16 protein-coding genes are annotated in these 19,027 nt (G+C 73.6%); 9 read left to right on the top strand and 7 right to left on the bottom strand.

The annotated features are described in order from the left end of the window. Nucleotide 1: 1 nt before the first annotated feature. From DT019_RS12425 to DT019_RS12440, 4 genes are all read right to left on the bottom strand, one after another. A complete protein-coding gene (locus DT019_RS12425; protein WP_114036808.1) occupies nucleotides 2-946 on the bottom strand; it encodes a carbohydrate ABC transporter permease in 945 nt (314 codons plus the stop codon). Nucleotides 947-953: 7 nt separating this feature from the next. Next, entirely contained in the window at nucleotides 954-2,291 is a 1,338-nt protein-coding gene (locus DT019_RS12430) for an ABC transporter substrate-binding protein (RefSeq protein ID WP_114036809.1), read from the bottom strand. A 45-nt stretch (nucleotides 2,292-2,336) separates the two neighbouring features. Beyond that, complete coding sequence (locus DT019_RS12435) at nucleotides 2,337-3,539, bottom strand: ROK family transcriptional regulator (RefSeq protein WP_114036810.1); 1,203 nt, start codon at nucleotides 3,537-3,539, stop codon at nucleotides 2,337-2,339. 218 nt (nucleotides 3,540-3,757) lie between these two features. Further along, on the bottom strand, nucleotides 3,758-4,825 hold the full coding sequence (locus tag DT019_RS12440; RefSeq protein WP_114036811.1) for a mechanosensitive ion channel family protein: 1,068 nt from the start codon (nucleotides 4,823-4,825) through the stop codon (nucleotides 3,758-3,760). A gap of 251 nt (nucleotides 4,826-5,076) precedes the next feature. Here DT019_RS12440 and DT019_RS12445 point away from each other — a divergent pair, with 251 nt between their 5' ends. After that, a complete protein-coding gene (locus DT019_RS12445; protein WP_114036812.1) occupies nucleotides 5,077-5,613 on the top strand; it encodes an HNH endonuclease in 537 nt (178 codons plus the stop codon). A 28-nt stretch (nucleotides 5,614-5,641) separates the two neighbouring features. Here the strand turns inward: DT019_RS12445 and DT019_RS12450 are convergent, their stop codons facing one another. Continuing rightward, complete coding sequence (locus tag DT019_RS12450; RefSeq protein WP_114036813.1) at nucleotides 5,642-8,545, bottom strand: beta-N-acetylglucosaminidase domain-containing protein; 2,904 nt, start codon at nucleotides 8,543-8,545, stop codon at nucleotides 5,642-5,644. A gap of 120 nt (nucleotides 8,546-8,665) precedes the next feature. Here DT019_RS12450 and DT019_RS41050 point away from each other — a divergent pair, with 120 nt between their 5' ends. The 3 genes from DT019_RS41050 to DT019_RS12460 all read left to right on the top strand — a co-directional run bounded on the left by DT019_RS41050 (nucleotide 8,666) and on the right by DT019_RS12460 (nucleotide 11,229). After that, on the top strand, nucleotides 8,666-8,887 hold the full coding sequence (locus DT019_RS41050) for a hypothetical protein (protein WP_388978409.1): 222 nt from the start codon (nucleotides 8,666-8,668) through the stop codon (nucleotides 8,885-8,887). 4 nt (nucleotides 8,888-8,891) lie between these two features. Next, nucleotides 8,892-10,910 (top strand): 4-alpha-glucanotransferase, encoded by a 2,019-nt coding sequence (malQ, locus tag DT019_RS12455; protein WP_114036814.1) that lies wholly within the window; start codon nucleotides 8,892-8,894, stop codon nucleotides 10,908-10,910. Nucleotides 10,911-10,989: 79 nt separating this feature from the next. Further along, complete coding sequence (locus DT019_RS12460) at nucleotides 10,990-11,229, top strand: hypothetical protein (protein ID WP_078966529.1); 240 nt, start codon at nucleotides 10,990-10,992, stop codon at nucleotides 11,227-11,229. Nucleotides 11,230-11,785: 556 nt separating this feature from the next. Here DT019_RS12460 and DT019_RS12465 read toward each other — a convergent pair. Continuing rightward, nucleotides 11,786-12,313 (bottom strand): MarR family winged helix-turn-helix transcriptional regulator, encoded by a 528-nt coding sequence (locus tag DT019_RS12465; protein ID WP_114036815.1) that lies wholly within the window; start codon nucleotides 12,311-12,313, stop codon nucleotides 11,786-11,788. Between the two features lie 122 nt (nucleotides 12,314-12,435). Between DT019_RS12465 and DT019_RS12470 the strand changes: the two genes are divergently transcribed. The 4 genes from DT019_RS12470 to DT019_RS12485 all read left to right on the top strand — a co-directional run bounded on the left by DT019_RS12470 (nucleotide 12,436) and on the right by DT019_RS12485 (nucleotide 16,694). Next, a complete protein-coding gene (locus tag DT019_RS12470; protein WP_114036816.1) occupies nucleotides 12,436-13,743 on the top strand; it encodes an MFS transporter in 1,308 nt (435 codons plus the stop codon). A gap of 42 nt (nucleotides 13,744-13,785) precedes the next feature. Then, the gene (locus tag DT019_RS12475) at nucleotides 13,786-14,736 is read left to right on the top strand and encodes an EamA family transporter (RefSeq protein WP_114036817.1); all 951 of its coding nucleotides are present in this window, start codon (nucleotides 13,786-13,788) and stop codon (nucleotides 14,734-14,736) included. Nucleotides 14,737-14,823: 87 nt separating this feature from the next. Then, nucleotides 14,824-15,747 carry a DMT family transporter gene (locus DT019_RS12480; RefSeq protein WP_411292703.1) on the top strand — a complete coding sequence of 308 codons (924 nt, stop codon included), beginning with the start codon at nucleotides 14,824-14,826 and terminating at the stop codon, nucleotides 15,745-15,747. 23 nt (nucleotides 15,748-15,770) lie between these two features. Continuing rightward, entirely contained in the window at nucleotides 15,771-16,694 is a 924-nt protein-coding gene (locus DT019_RS12485) for a LysR substrate-binding domain-containing protein (RefSeq protein ID WP_114036818.1), read from the top strand. On the opposite strand, the gene DT019_RS12490 is transcribed toward DT019_RS12485, so the two are convergent. Then, nucleotides 16,691-17,605: an aldo/keto reductase gene (locus tag DT019_RS12490; RefSeq protein WP_114036819.1), complete on the bottom strand. Its 915-nt coding sequence runs from the start codon at nucleotides 17,603-17,605 to the stop codon at nucleotides 16,691-16,693. The genes DT019_RS12485 and DT019_RS12490 overlap by 4 nt on opposite strands. A 134-nt stretch (nucleotides 17,606-17,739) precedes the next feature. On the opposite strand from DT019_RS12490, the gene alc reads away from it, so the two are divergent. After that, entirely contained in the window at nucleotides 17,740-18,891 is a 1,152-nt protein-coding gene (gene alc / locus DT019_RS12495) for an allantoicase (RefSeq protein ID WP_114036820.1), read from the top strand. The last annotated feature ends 136 nt before the right edge of the window (nucleotides 18,892-19,027 follow it).

The raw sequence follows: 19,027 nt of genomic DNA on the forward strand, positions 1-19,027 counted from the left end.
GTCACTCACCTGCCTGGATCAGTCCGCCGCGGCGCTTGATGAGGAGCGCGGTGAAGACCATGGAGAGGGCGAACAGGACCAGCGCGACCACACAGGCGGAGCCGTAGTCGAAGCGCTGGAAGCCCAGGTTGTAGATGACCTGGGGCAGGGTCAGCGTCGACTTGTCGGGGTAGCCGGGCTCGAACTGCTGGCCCGAGTTGCCGACGTGGCCGGAGGCGACCTTGCCCGCCACCAGCGGCTGGGTGTAGCTCTGCATCGCCTGGATGACGCCGGTGACCACGGCGAACATCACGATGGGCGAGATGTTCGGCAGCGTGACGTACCGGAACCGCTGCCAGGCGGACGCGCCGTCCAGCTCGGCCGCCTCGTACTGCTCCCTGGGCACGTCGAGCAGCGCGGCCATGAAGATGACCATGAGGTCGCCGACGCCCCACACCGCGAGCAGGGTGAGCGCGGGCTTGGACCAGGCGGGGTCGGTGAACCAGTCGGGCGTCGGGATGCCCAGATCGCCCAGGAGCGAATTGACCGGCCCGGTACCGGGGTTGAGCAGGAAGACGAAGCCGAGCGTCGCCGCGACCGGCGGGGCGAGGTAGGGCAGGTAGAACAGGGTGCGGAAGACGCCCGCACCCGTCTTGATCTTGGTGATCAGCATGCCGACGCCGAGCCCGAACACCACCCGGCAGGCGACCATCACGATCACCAGCCACAGGGTGTTGCGCAGCGCCGGCCAGAACAGCGGGTAGTCACCGAACACGTACGACCAGTTCTTGAGGCCGTCGAAGGTGGCCGCGCCGAAGCCGTCGTAGTGGGTGAAGGAGAAGTAGATCGTGGAGATCAGCGGGTAGGCGAAGAAGAGGCCGAAGCCGATCAGCCAGGGCGACAGGAACGCCGGGGTGCGCAGCGCGGAGCGGCGGTGCTTGGCGCGCAGGGTGTACGTGCTGCTCATGGCCGGGCTACTTCGCCTGCGCGATCGCGGCGTCGATCTCCTGGGCGGTCTTGGCGAGCCCCGCCTTGATGTCGCCCTGCTTGCCGCTCTCCACCTCGTAGCCGAGGTTCTGGAGCGACACCAGGTACTGGCCGCCGTTGACGGAGGCGGGGCTGGTGGTGGAGTTCGGGTTCTGCGCGATGTCCAGGAAGGTCTTGAAGCGCGGGTCGGCCTGGAGCTTGGGCGACTTGAGGGCGTCGAGGGTGGACGGCACGTTGTGGATGGCGTTGGCGAAGTTGACCACCGCGTCGGTGTCGGTGGTCATGAACTTGACCAGTTCCCAGGCCGCGTTCTGCTTCTTGGAGGTGGCCGCGATGCCCGCGATGGTGCCGGTCAGATAGCCCTTGCCCCAGGTGGCCACCTGGTCGTCCGGGACGGGCAGCGGCGCCACCCCGATGTCGAACTTCGGCTTGCTGTCCAGGGCCATGCCCAGGCGCCACTCGCCGTCCATGGCCATCGCCAGCTGGCCGGTGTTGAACGGGTTCTTGTCGCCGTACTCCTCACCGAAGGAGGAGCGGTACTTCTCCAGCCTGGCGAAGCCGCCGAGGTCGTCCACGAGCTGCTTCTGGAAGGCGAGGCCCTTCTCGAAGGCCGGGTCCTTGGCGATGTTCGACTTGCCGTCCGCGTCGAAGTAGGTCGGCGACCACTGCGCGAGGTAGTGCTCGGTCGTCGTCTCGTAGCCGTGGTAGTCCGGCATGAAACCGAGCTGCTCGAAGGAGTCGCCCTTGGGCCTGGTCAGCTTCTTGGCGTCCTCGGCGAACTGCGACCACGTCTTGGGCGGCTCGGTGATCCCGGCCGCCTTGAAGGCGTCCTTGTTGTAGTAGAGGGCGTAGGAGTCGCCGAGGAGCGGCAGGGTGCAGCGCTTGCCCTCGAACTGGGTGTACTGGTTCATGGTCTTGGGGAACGTCTTCGCCGGGTCGATGCCGTCCTTCTTCAGGAACGGGGCGAGGTCGACGAAGGCGTTGGACGAGCAGAACTTGCCGACGTTGTTCGTGGTGAACGACGACACCACGTCCGGTGCGCTCGAACCGCCCGCGCGCAGCGCCTGGTTGATCTTGTCGTCGTTGATGTCGCCGACGACCTTGACGTGGATGTTGGGGTGCGCCCGCTGGAAGGCGTCCACGTTGGCCTGGATGGCCTTGACCTCGTTGGGGGCGTTCCAGCCGTGCCAGAACGTGATCGTCGTGTCCTTGGACGCGTCGTCGCTCGCGCTGGTGCTGCTCTGGCCCGTACAGGCGGAGGCGAGCAGGGCTATGGAGGCGGTCGCGGCCAGGGCGACGGCCGGGGTCCGGCGGATTCTGGGCATGGCGGTGTCTCCCGACGGGGGGTGAGAGGGGGATCGGGTGGGTGTTCAGCGAGCGGTGTCGAAGACCTCGTCGCGCGTGGTGGCCAGGGCCGCCTCCAACGCGCCGCGCAGGACGGGTAGTTGGGCCACCTCTCCGATGACGAGCCGGGGCCGGGAGGCGGCCAGCTCGGCCAGTTCGTGCTGCACGAGCGCGCGCAGCGGCTCGCCCCCGGCGGCGATCAGGCCGCCCGACAGCACGACGAGCTCCGGGTCGAGCACCGCGACCATCGAGGCGAGGCCGGTCGCGAGCCCGGTCGCGAAGGCTTGGAGGAGTTCCCTCTCGGGGCCCCGCTCGGCCTCGGCGCCGCGCGTGATCAGGGCGGCGGCCACCTCGTTGACGCTCCCGCAGGGGAGGTCGCGGACGCCGAGCTCGCGGGCGAGCCGGGGCAGCGCCTGCCCGCCGGCCAGCTCCTGGAAGCCGCCCGAGTTCGCCTTGGTGACATGGCGGACGAGCGGGGCGCCGGGCACCGGCAGGAAGCCGACCTCGCCCGCGCCGCCGGTGAACCCGCGGTGCAGCCGCCCGCCGATGACGAGCGCGGCGCCGAGCCCGCCCTCGTTCCACAGCAGCACGAAGTCGTCGTGGCCGTGCGCCGCGCCCAAGCGCTGCTCGGCGATGGCGGCGAGGTTCACGTCGTTCTCGTACTCGACCGGCATCGGCAGGGCCGCCGCCAGCTCGTCGAGCAGCGTGGGGGAGTGCCAGCCCGGCAGGTGCGAGGCGTAGCGCAGGCGGCCGGTGCCGGGGTCGAAGGCGCCCGGGGTACCGATCACGACCCGGTGCACGTCGGCCCGCGCGAGCCCGGCGGCCTTCACCGCGCCGTCCAGGGCGTCGGTCACCTGCCGCACCACGGACGCGGCGCGCCGACCGGGCGTGGCGACCTCGAACTCACCGACCACGCTGCCCGCCACATCGGCGACGGCGGCCCGGATCCGCTCGGGCGTGACGTCGAGCCCCGCCACATGGGCGGCCGTCGCGTTCACCGCGTACAGCTGGGCGTTGGGGCCGGGCCGCCCCTCGGTCGTGCCGGTGGCGACGACGAGGCCCGCCGCTTCGAGCCGGGCGAGAAGCTGGGACGCGGTCGGCTTGGAGAGGCCGGTGAGCTTGCCGATCCGGGTGCGCGACAGCGGCCCGTGCTCCAGGAGCAGGTCGAGCGCGGCCCGGTCGTTCATGGCGCGGAGTACGCGCGGAGTTCCCGGGGTAGTACCGGCCACGACGAATCCACCTCCCCTTCGCCGTTCCCACATCACTGTTAGGAAAGTTTCCTATTCGATGAGAGGAACGTAGGGCGCACGTCATCGGCGCGTCAATGGCCCGGAGCGCCCCGGCTACCAAAGCGTTACCTGCTGGGGCACGCCCGGGGCACCGGGCCCGCAACGACCGAGGGGCGCCGCGCCGCGGTGTGCGGCGGGGCGCCCCTCGGCGCGAACGGCTACTTCGACAGGTTCGCGTTCGGGTTCGGGATCGGCGTCGTGGCCAGGGACTGCGGGGACGCCGGGTTGGCCAGCGCGGACGGGGCGGCCACGGCGGCCGACGGGTCGCTCGCGGACGGCTCCTCCGCCAGCGGCAGGCCGCCGACGACGCGGATGCCCGCCGCGTCCAGCGCGACCTTGATCCGCCAGCGCAGCTCGCGCTCCACGCTCAGCGCCTTGCCCGGCATGGTCTTCGCCGAGACGCGCACCACCATCGAGTCGAGCAGCACCTCGTCGAGACCGAGGATCTCGACCGGGCCCCACAGGCGCTCGTTCCACGGCTCGTCCTTCGCCATGGACTCGGTCGCCTCGTTGATCACCGTACGCAGCCGCTCCAGGTCCTCGCTCGCGCGGACCCGGACGTCCACCCCGGCCGTCGCCCAGCCCTGGGACAGGTTGCCGATGCGCTTGATCTCGCCGTTGCGCACGTACCAGATCTCGCCGTCCGCGCCGCGCAGCTTCGTCACGCGCAGGCCGACCTCGATCACCTCGCCCGAGGCCACCCCGGCGTCGATCGAGTCGCCGACCCCGTACTGGTCCTCAAGGATCATGAACACGCCGGACAGGAAGTCCGTGACCAGGTTGCGCGCACCGAAACCGATCGCCACACCCGCCACACCCGCGGAGGCGAGCAGCGGGGCCAGGTCGATGTTGAGGACGCCCAGCACCATCAGGGCGGCCGTGCCCATGATCAGGAACGACGCCACCGAGCGCAGCACCGAGCCGATGGCCTCCGAGCGCTGGCGGCGCCGCTCCGCGTTGACGAGCAGCCCGCCCAGCGCCGTGCCCTCGACCGCCTGGGCGCTGCGGTTCATCCGCTCTATGAGCTTGGTCAGCGCCCGGCGCACCAGCACTCTCAGGACCGAGGCGATGACGATGATCAGGAGGATGCGGAATCCGACGTACAACCACGTCGACCAGTTCTGCTCCACCCAGCCCGCGGCCTCCGTGGCCGACTTCTGGGCGTCCTCGAGCGTCGCGGGCGTGGGCGGTGGCGATCCGTCGGCCAGGACGGCGGACCAGTTCACGGCAGGAACCTCCAGCGTTGCGGTGCCGCGAAGACTGCGGCAGACCCACCACACTATCGGGGCAAGGACTGTGTTCCATTGACGTGTTCGAGGGAGAGCGACGCGGCGCGCGGGAATGGCAGGGGGTGTGGTCGAAAACACTTCGAGCCCGTTACCTGGACGTGGTGGCGCTTCGACCAGCCATGAGGAGAGACTGGAGAGCAGATCGTCCCGGCGCGAGCCACGCGCCGCCGGCGTAATAGGAGGCACCCGTGCCGCATGTCCTGGTCCTCAATGCGTCGTACGAGCCCCTCGGCGTCGTACCGCTCCGCCGCGCGCTCGTCCTCGTCCTCGAAAACAAGGCCGTCAGCCTTGAGGAGTCCGGCGCCTTCATGCATAGCGCGACCCGTGCCGTCGCGGCGCCCAGCGTCGTGCGGCTCAAAAGATTCGTGCGGGTCCCCTACCGGGGGCCCGTTCCGTTGACCCGCCGTGCCCTGTTCGCCCGGGACGGCGGCCGTTGCATGTACTGCGGTGGCGTCGCAACCAGCGTCGACCACGTCATCCCGCGCAGCCGCGGCGGCCAGCACGCCTGGGAGAACGTCGTCGCCGCCTGTCGGCGCTGCAACCACGTCAAGGCGGACCGTCACCTCCTGGAGCTCGGCTGGCGCCTTCGCCACCAGCCGGCCCCGCCCACCGGTCTCGCCTGGCGCATCATCGGCACGGGGCACCGCGACCCGCGCTGGCTGCCCTACCTCCAACCCTTCGGCGCGGACGACGCCCTGGCCCGGATCGACGGCATCTCCGCCTGACGCGATCCGGGCCCTGTCGTCGGCGGGGTCAGCGCGTCACGGCGTACGCCTCGACCGACCACAGGGAACACCCCGCCGTGGACGCCCGCTTCACCACCTGGACCCGGATGAAGCGGGCGTCCCGTGCGTCCATCCGCACCGACTCACGCCCGCCCTTCCCCGCGTCCACGGTCCCCGCCGTACTCCAGCTACGCCCGTCGGACGACACCCGCACCTCGTAGCGCGCGGCACCGGCCCCCTGCCACTGGAGCACCACCAGGCCGACCCGCGCGGGCCCGGCGAGCTCGGCCTGCCACCAGGCGCCGTCGTCCGGGAGCGAGGCCCAGCGGGTCGCCGGGTCGCCGTCGGCCGCCGCCCGGGCCGGGAACGCGGGGTCCGCGTCACCGGAGGAGGTCGCCCCGGCGCCCGCGATCAGATCGGGGCCGCCGGTGCGCGGGTAGGCCCGCACGGTCAGGGTGGTCTCCTGGCCCGCGAAGGCGAGTGGCACCCGGTACTCGCCCGCGGGCGTGCCCGGCGCCACGCTCACCTCGACCGGCACGCCGGTGCGGGTGCCGCGGGCCACGACGGTCCCTCCGGGCAGGCGCACCGTGATGCCCCGCGGGGGCCGTGCGGTGAGCGCGCCCCGCACGTCCGCGGGTCCCATCGCGGCCACCGAGGCCGTGATCCGCTGCGGGGCCCCGCCGATGTCGGCGTCGGCCGTGGCGCGGTCCAGGGCCAGCAGGGCCTGCGGGGCGTCCGCGTACCAGGGCACCAGGCGCCGCACGCCCGACGCGCCGCCGGACACCCGCACCGCGTCGGCCCGCACCCCGTTCGCCGCGATCTGCGTCCACCCGGACGCGTCGAGCCGGCCCAGGGTGCGCCAGTCGTCGCCCGGGATGTACGCCTGCACCTCGCCGGTCGTGCCCGGCTGCGCCATCACAGTCAGCGCCTGCACCGGGCGGCCGCCGCCGAGCCCGACCGTGTAGGCGTCCGGCGCCGCGGTGACGTCGGTGCGCGGATGGTCCGCGCCCGTCCACGCGTCGGCCCCCCGCGCCGCCCGGTCCAGGAACGCGCCGAGGACGCCCTTGCCCACGACGACCGGAGCGGCGGCCGCCGCCTCGCGCAGCGGGGCCAGCGCGAGCGAGGCCCGCCAGGCCGCCGCGCCGTCCCCCGCCGACTGGGCCTGGAGCAGGTCGACGGCGAGCTCCCCGGCCTGCCCGTAGCGGGCCAACTGGTCCAGCCAGGGCGCCAGTTCACCGCCCACCGCCGCGTTCGCGAGGCGCTGCGGGGCCTGCCGCATCACCGCGAACGCGGCCCGCAGTTCGGTGGCCGCGCGATCGCGCGCCGCCGCGTCCGGGCCGGTGCGGGCCGTCCAGAAGGCGTCCATGAGCGGGCGCAGATACGCCGACTCGGAACCGTCGAGCACCGACGAGGAGTCGTTGCCCGCCAGGGCCGTCAGCGCCTCGCGCACCTGCGGGTCGCCGCCCGCCAGGTCGTCGACGGCGGCCCGCCAGGACGCCCGCGGCTGGTAGGCGCGCGGGTTCCAGGCGAAGTCGGCGGCCGTGAACAGCGGGATGCGGGAGGCGGCGGGCTGCTCCATCGCGTTGGCGAGCAGGGCCGCCGAGCCCGCCGCGACCGCGGGCTCGCGGCCGGTGTACGGGCCGAGGAAGATGCGGCCCGGCGCGTAGTCGTTGACCGGGTAGTTGTCCATCGTGACGAGCGGATGGCCCAACGCGGCCCGGGCGTCGGTCAGTTCGGACCCGGTGATGGTGCGCGGCACGACCCCGACGCCGGTCCAGGCCACCTGGACGGCCGGGGCGAGCGCGGCCGACAGCGCGTCGCGGTAGGCGGTCGAGCCGTTCTGGTAGTACTCGGTCGGCATCAGCGACAGCGGCTCGGACCCCGGATGGGCCGCGGCGAGGTGGGCCGCGACCGCGTTGGCCACCCGGGCGTGCGCCCTGGCCGCGGCCGCCGGGCCCGAGCCGAACGTTTCCGCGTCCGCGTCGCAGTGCCACTCGCTGTACGAGACGTCCTGGAACTGCAGCTGAAAGGCCCGCACCCCGAGCGCCCACATCGCGTCGAACTTGCGGTTCAGCCGCGCCACGTCGGCGTCCGAGGACAGGCACAGCTCCTGGCCGGGCGCCACCGCCCAGGCCAGCGTCACGTGGTTGCGGGCCGCCCGTTCGGCGAGCGCCCGGAAGCCGTCCCGCTGCTCGGCGGGGTACGGGTCGCGCCACTGGGCCTGGCGGTAGGGATCGTCGCCCGGTGCGTACAGGTAACGGTTCTGCTTGGTGCGGCCCATGAAGTCCAGCTGGTCCAGGCGCTGTTCGAGGCTCCAGGACCGGCCGTAGAAGCCCTCGGTGGTGCCGCGCACGGCCGTGCCCGGCCAGTCGCGCACCATTGCGCCCGGGATCCGCCCGTCCCCGTGCCGGTCCCTGCCGAGCAGCTGGCGCAGCGTCTGTACGGCGTGGAACAGGCCGTCGTCGCCGACCCCGTCGAGCGCCACCGTGTCCCGGCCGCCGACCCGGCCGGACGCGATGCGGTAGCCCCCGGAGGGCAGATCGCCCCGCGCGGGCACCCGCAGCGCCCGCAGCGCGTCGTCGGCGCCGGACCCGCCGAGCCGGAACACCGGCCCGGCGCCCGGCAGTTGCAGGTGCAGGGTGCGCACCCCGGCCGCCTTCAGGAGGTCCGCGAGGGCCTGCACCGCGTACGGATCGGCGCCGGGGTCCGCGAGCAGCACCGCCTCGCCGCCGAACACGACCGGCGAGCCCGCGGGTGTCAGCGATTGTGGGCGGGGCCACACCTCGGGCAGCGGGCCGGTGTCCAGGGCCGGGTCCCGGGCGGTGAGGGCGGGTCCGGCCGGGGTGGCGAGAGCGCCGGGCGCGGCCCCGATCAGGCCGCCGATCACGGCGATGGCCAGGGCCGTCGCCCTCTTCCCGCGGCCGAGCTGCACGGGCCACTCCTCACCTGACACTGCGTGAGCCACGAGCCCACCACCCGTCTGCCGAGGGTGTCAATGCGCGTGGCCGATGTGTCTGATATGCCTGGTGTGATGGACCCGGTACGAGCTTGTGTGCGGCGGAACGTCTGGCGGGCCGTCCGCTGGGTAGGGCATCTCTGTCCCTGCCGTCCACCGAACCTGGAGGCCCCCGTGGTCGCCACCGCCCCCGAGCAGCCGCTGACCAGTGAGCCCCCCATGGCCGACGCCGAGCCCTTGATCAGTGAACCCCCGATGGCCGAGATCGCCCCGCTGACCAGCGAGCCCACGCCGGTGGCCGCTGCCGCGGGCTTCTGACGCCATGACCCTGGCCCGGCTCGCCGCCCGGCACGGCGTGGCCACGTCCTACTCCCCGTCGGCGGGCGTCACCGTCGATGTGCCGGACGCCACGGTCGTCGCCGTCCTCGCCGCGCTCGGCGTCGACGCGTCGACGCCCGCCGCGGTGCGCCGGGCCCTGGCCGAGGCCGAGGCCGCCGAGGCGGCGCGGCTGCTGCCCCCCACGCTGGTGCGCTGGGGCGACGGCCCGGTGCCGGGTCTGTCCGACGACCTGACGGTGACCGGCACCCCGGTCGCCCAACTCCCGCTCGGCGTACACCGGTTGCACGTACGCCACCGGGACGGGCGCACCGCGTCCGCGACGCTCGTCGTCGCGCCGGAGGCCCTGCCGCAGCCCGCGTCCCGCACGCACGGCTTCCTGGTCCAGCTCTACTCGCTGCTGTCCGCCCGCTCCTGGGGCATGGGCGACCTCGGCGACCTCGCGGAGCTCGCGAGCTGGTCGGGGCGCACCATCGGCTCGGGGTTCGTGCAGGTCAACCCCCTGCACGCGGCCGTGCCCGGCGCCCCCACCGACCCGTCCCCCTACCGCCCCTCCTCGCGCCGCTTCCCCGACCCCGTGCACCTGCGCGTCGAGGACGTCCCCGAGTACGCGTACGCCACCGGGCGCGCCGCCCTCGACGAGCTGATCGCGCGCGCCGCCTCGCTGCGCCAACGGGTGCTGGCCAAGGGTGAGTTGATCGACCGGGACGCCGTGTGGGAGCTCAAGCGCGAGGCCCTCGGCATCCTGCACCGGGTGCCGCTCGCGCCCGGGCGCCGGGCCGCCTACTGCGACTTCCTCGCCGAGCAGGGCCAGGCCCTGGAGGACCACGCCACCTGGTGCGCGCTCGCCGAGCGGTACGGGCCGCACTGGCGGCGCTGGCCCGAGGGGCTGCGTGACCCCCGGTCGGCCGCGACCGCCCGCGCCCGGCGCGAGCTCATCGACCGCGTCGACTTCCACTGCTGGCTCGCCTGGCTCACCGACACCCAGCTCGCCGCGGCCCAGCGCGCGGCCCGCGAGGCGGGCATGCCGGTGGGCCTCGTGCACGACCTCGCGGTCGGGGTGCACCCCGAGGGCGCCGACGCCTGGGCCCAGCAGGACGCCTTCGCGCCCGGCATGTCCATCGGGGCGCCCCCGGACGCCTTCAACGCGCGCGGCCAGGACTGGGGCCTGCCGCCCTGGCGCCCCGACGTGCTGGCCGCCCGCGGGTACGCCCCGTACCGCGGGCTGCTCCAGGGCCTCCTTCGCCACGCGGGCGCCCTGCGCATCGACCATGTGATGGGCCTGTTCCGGCTCTGGTGGGTGCCCGAGGGGCGGCCGCCCACCGACGGCACGTACGTCCACTACGACGCCGAGGCGATGCTCGCCGTCCTCGCCCTGGAGGCGCACCGGGCGGGCGCCGTCGTCATAGGGGAGGACCTCGGCACGGTCGAGCCCGGCGTACGCGAGACCCTCGCCGAGCGGGGGGTGCTCGGCACCTCGGTGCTCTGGTTCGAGCGGGACTGGGCGGGTGACGGGCGTCCGCTGGCCCCCGAGTCCTGGCGGCCCGGCTGTGTGGCCACCGCCACCACCCACGACCTCCCCTCCACCGCGGCCCGGCTCACCGGCGAGCACGTCCAGCTCCGCCACCGCCTCGGCCTGCTCACGAGCCCGCTCGCCCAGGAGCAGGGCGCCGCCCGCGCGGAGGTGACCGAATGGCTCGGCTACCTGGAGCGCCTGGGCCTGCTCCCCGACGCCCCCGGCGACGAGGAGGCCGAGATCCGCGCCGTCTACCGCTTCCTGCTGCGCACCCCGGCCCGGATGGTCGGGGTGTGGCTGCCCGACGCCGTCGGCGACCGCAGACCGCAGAACCTGCCGGGCACGTGGGACCAGTACCCCAACTGGCGCCTCCCGGTGGCGGGCCCCGACGGCCAGCCGCTGCCCCTGGAGGCCATCGCGGCCTCGCCCCGGCTGCACGAACTGATGCGGGTGTTCCCGCGGGCGGAGCGCCCCGGGCGCACCCTCTGAGGTGGGGCTTCCCGCCGTGCGGGCCCCCTACGGCACCCCCGGGCGCGCGGCCTGCTCGGGCGTTCGCTAACTTTGCACCGTGGACAAGAAGAACGCCCTGCGCGCCGGCGCCGTAGCAGCCGGTACGACGCTGATGATGCTGCTCATGTCGTCCCCCGCGCTCGCGCTCACGCGCGATGACGGTGACGACCCGGGCCCCGGTCTGAGCGTGATCGACACGATCGGTCTGTTCGTGGTCGCGCCCATCGCGCTGTTCGCGATCATCGCCGGTCTCGTGATGGTGCTGGACAAGTCCCGCAAGGCGCCGAAGAAGGCGTAGCCCTCCGGGTTTCTCCCCACCCGCCCGCCCGTTCCGCCCCCCCCGCGAGGGCCGACCCGGCGGGCGCCCGCGCTTGGCCCCCACCCCGGGGGGAATCCCCCACCCCGCCCCTCCCCGAAACCCTCCGGGGGCTCCCGAACCCCCTGAAGCGCGCTAGGGGCGCGGGGAACTGCGCGAGTAACCACGCACGGTCCGCAGGCGCCCTGGGGCTCCGCCCCAGACCCCGTTCGCGCCTTGAGGGCGCTCGTCCTCAATCGCCGGACGGGCTGAGGTTGCCCCTCCGGGCCAGCACGATGCCGCCAAGGGGCGCGGGGAACTGCGCGAGCAACCACGCACGGTCCGCGGGCGCCCTGGGGCTCCGCCCCAGACCCCGGTTCGCGCCTGAACGGCGCTCGTCCTCAATCGCCGGACGGGCTGAGGTTGCCTCTGCTGGCCAGCACGATGCCGCCAAGGGGCGCGGGGAACTGCGCGAGAAGCGAGTACGGCCCGCGGACGAAAGCGGGGTCGGGGCGCGGCAGCCCCCGGTGCGGGGGGCAAACACCCCCCGCGGGGCCACTCAGTGCGCGGCCAGCAGCTTGCGCAGCAGTCCCGAGAGCTGGTCGGCCTCGGCGTGGGAGAGGGCCGAGGCCAGAACCGAGGTCTGCGCGGCGAGACCGGCCGTCACGGACGCGTCCACCAGGCTCAGCCCCTTCTCCGTGAGGCTGACCCGCAGCCCCCGCCGATCGTGCGGATCGGGGCTGCGGCGCAGCAGACCCGCCTTCTCCAGCTTGTCCAGCCGCCCCGTCATCCCCCCCGTCGTGAGCATCAGCGTCGCCGAGAGCTGACGCGGGGACAGCGTGTACGGGTCGCCCGAGCGCCGCAGCGTGGCGAGGACGTCGAACTCCCCCCGCCCGATGCCGAACGTCGCGTACTCCTTCTCCATCCGGTCGCCCATCGCGCGCGCGATCCGGTAGATCCGCCCGTACACCGCCATCGGGACCGTGTCGAGGTCCGGGCGGACCGCCGCCCACTGGGCGGTGATGGCGTCCACCGCGTCCGAGGGGGCGTCCGGCGGGGTCGGGGGTGTCGTCTTCGCGGAGGTCATGCGTCCAGTATCCGAGCCGGGTCGATCGGGCGCAAGAAAGTTGCTTGACGAAAAGTAGCTTACGAGTAAGCTACTTTCCGTCAAGTCAACGCCCGCCCCGCCTCCTCGTCCCCGGAGTCCTCATGCGTACGTTCCGCAGTCGTACCCGCACCCCGCGCATAGCCGGGGAACGCCGGATGCTCGTCGCCATGGCGGTCGACGCGACCGGCTCCGGGATGTACGTACCGTTCAGCCTGGTCTTCTTCCACCATGTCACCGGGCTCCCGTTCGCCACCGTCGGCCTCGTGCTCACCGTCGTCGGACTGCTCGGGCTCGGCGCGCTGCCGCTCGCCGGGGCGGCCGTCGACCGGTACGGCGCCCAGCGCGTCCAGCTCCTGCTGTACGGGGTGCGCGGCGCGGGCTTCCTTCTCTACCCCTTCGCCCACGCACTGCCCGCCTTCGCCGCCGTCGCTCTCGCCACCGCCTTCGGCGACCGGGCCTTCCCCGCCGTCCAGCAGTCGCTGCTCGGCGAGGTCGCCCAGGGTGCCGACCGGGACCGGCTCCAGGCCTCCTCCCGCGCCCTGCGCAACGGCGGGCTCGGCGCGGGCTCGCTGCTCGCCTCGCTGGTCGTCGGGTTCGCGGGGGACGCCGGGTTCACCGTCGCGGCCTGGCTCAACGCGGCCAGCTTCGCGCTCGCCGCCGTCCTGATGCGGGGTGTGCGGGCCGAGCGGCAGGCACCCGCGGAAGGTGCGGCCCGGCCGTCCGCGGGCTACCGCCAGGTCTTCGCCGACCGGCCCTTCCTCGGCCTGACGGCGGTCAACTTCCTGAACGCGCTGGGCTATTCGGCCCTGTCGGTCCTCTTCCCGCTCTACATCACCACCTGGCTGCGCGGCCCGCAGGCCATCACCGGCATCGCGTTCACGCTCAACACCGTGATGTGCGCGGCGGGCGGGGTCGTGATCGCCGCCCGGGTCCGCTCCCGCGGGGCCCGTCGCACCCGCTCGGCGGCCCTCGGCTCGCTCCTGTTCGCCGCCGCCTTCGCCGCGCAGATCGTGCTCGGCACGATCCGGCCCGGCTCCGGGATCGTGCTGGGCGGGGCGCTCCTGCTCATCGTCGTCCTGTACACCCTGGGCGAGCTCGTCCACAGCCCCTCGGCCGGCGCGCTCTCGGTGACGGCCGCGCCCGAGGCCCTGCGGGGGCGCTACCTCGCGGCGTACCAGCTGTCCTGGTCGCTCTCCGCGGCCGTCGCGCCCTCGCTCTTCACGGCGCTGATGGCGGCCGACGGGCGGCTGCCGTGGCTGCTGCTCGTCGTCACGTCGCTGGCCGCGGCGGGGGGCCTGCTGCGCCTGGAGCGGGCGCTGCCGAAGAGCGCCGTCCAGGTCGCCCCGGTCGTCCCGGTCGCTTCCGTCGCGCCGATCGCGGCGGTGCCCGCGGCCGTCGCCGCCCGCTGAGCCGTCCCCGTCCCGACCCCACCGTTCACAGGGAGCCCCGTCATGAACCGCAACCGACTCGTCACCGTCGCCCTCACCGCGCTCGCGCCCGCCTCCTGGGGGTCCACCTACTTCGTCACGACCCAGTTCCTGCCCGCCGACCGGCCGCTGTTCACCGGCATGATGCGGGCGCTGCCCGCCGGGCTCGCCCTGCTGGCGCTCACCAGACGGCTGCCCCGAGGGGACTGGTGGTGGAAGGCGGTGGTGCTCGGGGCGCTGAACATCGGGGCGTTCTTCCCGCTGCTCTTCCTCTCCGCCTACCGGCTGCCCGGCGGCATGGCCGCGGTGATCGGCTCCGTCGGACCGCTCTGGGTGGCCGGGCTCGCCGCCCTGTTCCTCGGCGAGAAGCCCACCCTGCGCACCCTGCTCACCGGCATCGCGGCCGCCCTCGGGGTCAGCCTCGTGGTCCTGAAGGCGGCCGGTTCCTTCGACGCGATCGGGGTGCTCGCCGCGCTCGGCTCGTCCGCCTCGATGTCGGCGGGCACCGTGTTCACCAAGCGGTGGGGGCGGCCCGAGGGGGCCGGGCCGCTGGTCCTGACCGGCTGGCAGCTCACCGCGGGCGGACTCCTGATCGCGCCGGTCGCCTTCTTCGTGGAGGGCGCGCCGCCCGCCCTCGACGGGCGCAACATCGCGGGATACGTCTACCTCGCCCTGGTGAACACGGCCATCGCGTACTGGCTCTGGTTCCGCGGCATCGGCCGGATGACCGCGACCTCCGTCACCTTCCTCGGGCCGCTCTCGCCGCTCACCGCGGCCGTCATCGGCTGGGCGGCGCTCGGCCAGGCGCTCGCCCCCGTCCAGCTGCTCGGCATGGCGATCGCCTTCGGTGCCACGCTCGCCGGACAGGCCACGCCCAGGAAGCGGCCGGTCGCGACCACCCAAACGTTCAGTTCTGCTGAAGACATCAAACGGGAACTTTCGATGGACCTGACCGGTCCGGCGGTGCGACGGTAGGGGCCTGTCGGGGCCCGGGGGACACCAACCCACCCGGGCCCACCCACCCGCCGGGCGCACCCACCCGCCGCACGAAACGGAGTCATCGTGACCGTCCTGGACCGAGTCCCCAGCACACCGCGCGCCACCTCGGCCAAGAGGGCGGGGCAGGCCTCCGGGCTCGGGCTCGTGTTCGCGGCCGTCGCGACGGTCGTCTGGTCCGGGAGCTTCGTCGCGTCCCGGGCGCTGCACGACTCGGTCCCGCCCGTGCAGGCCGCGTTCTGGCGCTGGCTGATCGCCATCGCCGCGGTCACCCCGTTCGCCGCCCGCGAGGCCTGGCGCCAACGGGCCCTGATCCGGCGCCACTTCGGCTATCTGACGGCGGCCTCGCTGCTCGGCATCACGGTCTACAACACCCTGGTCAACCAGGCCGGTACCTCCACCTCGGCCGGCAACATGGGCATGATCATGGCTGCCTCGCCGGTCCTCATGGCCGTCCACGAGCGGCTCACCGGCGGCCGGCTCGGCGCCCGGCGCACGATCGGGCTGCTCGTCGCGGTGGCCGGGGTGCTCCTCCTCGTCACCAAGGGCTCGCTCGCCCTCGACCTCGCCCCGGGCGACCTCTGGATGGTCGCCGCCGCCCTCAGCTTCGCCTCGTACAGCGTGCTGCTGCGCCGCCGCCCGGCCGAACTCGGCGCTCTCGCCTTCCTGTTGACCACCTTCGTGCTGGGCGCGCTCATGCTGGCTCCCGCGTACGGGATCAGCCTCGCCGTCCAGGGCGGCTTCGCCGCGACGCCCGGCACCGTCGGCCCGCTCCTCTACGTCGGCGTCCTGTCCTCCGCCGTCGCCTTCTTCGCCTGGAACAAGGCGATCGCCCTGATCGGCGCCGCCCGCGCCGGGGTCGTCTACTACCTCCAGCCGGTCTGCGTGGCCCTGCTCTCCTACCCCCTGCTCGGTGAGGCGATGGGCCCGGCGCGGCTGGTGTCCATGGCGCTGATCCTCGGCGGGGTCGTCCTCGGATCCCGCCGCTAGGGGGCGCCGGTATGTTGCGTCCCATGAGCGAGTGGGACATCAAGAAGCTGCACATCCTGCGGACCCTGCGCGAGCAGGGCACCGTGACCGCGACCGCCGAGGTGCTGCTCATGACGCCCTCGGCGGTCTCGCAGCAGCTGTCCAACCTCGCCAAACAGCTCGGCGTGACCCTGCTCGAAGCACACGGGCGCCGCGTGCGGCTCACCGACGCCGCCCATCTCGTGCTGCGCCACGCCGAAGCGGTCTTCGCCCAACTGGAGCGCGCCGACGCCGAGTTGGCGGGCTACTTGCAGGGCGAGGCGGGCGAGGTGCGGATCGGGGCGTTCTCGACCGCCGTGCCCGCCCTCGTCGTACCGGCCGTGCAGCAGCTGCGCCGCAGCCACCCGGCTCTGGAAGTACGGGTGCGGGAGGCCGAGGCCGCCGAGGCCTACGAACTGCTCTCGGCCGGTGCCGTGGACCTCGCCCTCTCCCTCGCCGCGCACGCGCCGAGCGCCCGCGACCCGAAGTTCGCGCTGCTTCCGCTGCTCACCGACCCGCTCGACGTGGCGCTGCCCGCCGGGCACCCGCTCGCCGCCGAGCCGGGGCTCAGGCTCGCCGACCTCGCGCACGAGCCGTGGATCTTCGGTGGCAGCGGACCCTGGTCGGAGATCACCACGGCGGCCTGCGAGGCGGCCGGGTTCGTGCCGGAACAGGCGCACAGCGCGGCCGGCTGGACCGCGATCCTGGCCATGGTGGAGGCCGGGATGGGGGTCGCCCTGGTGCCCCGCATGGCCGCCGCAGACCGCCGCGCGGGCGTCGTCACGCGGATACTCAGCGCGGACCAGCCGCGGCGGCACGTCGTGGCGGCGGTGCGGCGCGGGGCGGAGGAGGGGCCCGCGGTGGCCCGGGTCCTCACCGCCCTGCGCGAGGTCGCGAACACCCGGCCGCCGGAGGGCGCCCGCTCCTAGGCGCCGATGTGGACCGCGTCCAGGCGGGCCAGTTCGTCCTCGGTGAGGCGCAGCGCGCCCGCCGCCACGTTGTCCACGAGGTGCTCCGGGTCGCCGGTGCCGGGGATGGCGAGCACATGCGGGCCGCGGTGCAGCGTCCACGCCAGGCGGACCCGCGCCGCGCTCACCCCGTGGGCGCGCGCCACGGCGAGCACCTCCTCGCTCTCGGTGCCGCCCGCGCCGCTCTCGCGCCCGGCCCCCGCGATCGCGTAGAACGGCACGAACGCGATGCCCCGCTCACCGCACAGCCGCAGCATCTCCTCCTGCGCTGCGGACGCGCCGATGCCGTACGGGTTCTGGACGCAGACGACCGGCGCGATGGCCAGCGCCTCGTCGAGGTGGGCGGGGCGCACATTGGACAGGCCCAGGTGCCGGATCAGCCCCGCCTCGCGCAGCTCGGCCAGCGCGCCGAAGCGCTCGGCGATCGGATCGGGGCCGACGATGCGCAGGTTCACCACGTCCAGGTGGTCGCGGCCGAGCTGGCGCAGGTTCTCCTCGACCTGCCCGCGCAGCGCCCCGGGCGTCCTGGCGTGCTCCCCCCACTCGCCCGACGGGACGCGGGTGGGCCCGACCTTGGTGGTGATGACGAGGTCGTCGGCGTACGGGGCGAGCGCCCGGTTGATCAGCTCGTTCGCGGAACGCAGCGGCGAGAAGTAGAACGCGGCGGTGTCGATGTGGTTGACGCCGAGCTCGACCGCCTTGCGCAGCACGCCGATCGACCGCTCCCGGTCGCTCGGCGCGGCGTCGGCACGCAGTGCCGGGCCCTGCTGCGGCAGGCGCATCGCGCCGAACCCGATCCGGTTGACGGTCAGGTCGCCGAGCTTCCAGGTGCCCGCGGCCGCCGCGGTGATCATCTCTGAGGTCGTGGTCATGGCGGGATTCTGGCATCGGTCGGCCGGGAGGCGGGGAGATGGCGGCAAGCCGCCACAGCTGTTCAGCAGTACTGAACGGACTGTGCGAAAACTTTCGATGGACGTGAGCTGTGGGGGCGGGCGAGAGTCAGGGCATGACTTCCGCCAACGAGAACACCGCCGCCGCATCCGCAGAGGACCCGCACGCCAACGACGCCGCCCCGTACGGAGGCGGCGACCCGTACGCCGACTACCGCTCCGGCGACTTCGCCTTCACCGAGCTCGTCGACCTCGCGGACCGACGGCTCGGCGCGGGAGTCATCGCCGCCAACGACGAGTTCTTCGCCGAGCGCGAGAACCTGCTCGTGCGCGAGCGGGCCGTGTTCGACCCCGAGCACTTCGGGCACAAGGGCAAGATCATGGACGGCTGGGAGACCCGCCGCCGTCGCGGTGCCGACGATCGTGATGGCGGATTCCCCGCGCCCGAGGACCACGACTGGGCGCTCGTCCGCCTCGGCGCGCCCGGCGTGATCAAGGGGATCGTCGTCGACACGGCGCACTTCCGGGGCAACTACCCGCAGCGGGTCTCGGTCCAGGCCACCTCCGTCGAGGGCTCGCCGAGCCCCGAGCGGCTCCTCGCCGACGACGTGAAGTGGGACGAGATCGTCCCGCCCACGCCGGTGCGCGGCCACGCCGAGAACGGCTTCGAGATCACCACCGGCCGCCGCTACACCCACGTCCGGCTCTGCCAGCACCCCGACGGCGGCGTCGCCCGCCTGCGCGTGCACGGCGAGGTCGTGCCCGACCCGGAGTGGCTCGACACGCTCGGCACGATCGACCTCGTGGCGGTCGTCAACGGCGGTGTCTACGAGGACGCGTCCGACAAGTTCTACTCCTCGCCGACGCAGATCATCCTGCCCGGTACGTCGCGGAAGATGGACGACGGCTGGGAGAACCGCCGTCGCCGCGTCCGCGACACCAACGACTGGGTACGGTTCCGGCTGGTCGCACAGGGGGCGATCAGGGCGGTCGAGATCGACACGGCGTACCTGAAGGGGAACGCGGCGGGGTGGGTGGCGCTGAGCGGGCGCAACGGTGAGACGGGGGAGTGGTTCGAGATCATCCCGCGTACGCGTCTTGAGCCGGACGCGCTGCACCGGTTCCGCCTGCCCGCGCAGGCGGTGGCGACGCACGTCCGTCTCGACGCGTTCCCCGACGGTGGGGTGGCGCGGATGCGGCTGCACGGGGCGCTGACGGCCGAGGGCTCGGCCGAACTCCGCCGCCGCTACACGGAGTTGACCGGCTGATCCGGTCCCGCCCTTTTCCGCCCGGCGGCACGGTTGCGCGTTCGACGCCCGTCCGCCGGGCGGTCTTCATTCCCCACCCCGCCCCTTCCCGAAAGCCTCCGGCGGTGAGGGGGGAAAGGTCAGTTTTCCTGGGGGC

The sequence above is a fragment of the Streptomyces sp. SDr-06 genome, from assembly GCF_003324565.1.
In the GTDB taxonomy this organism is placed as follows: domain Bacteria; phylum Actinomycetota; class Actinomycetes; order Streptomycetales; family Streptomycetaceae; genus Streptomyces.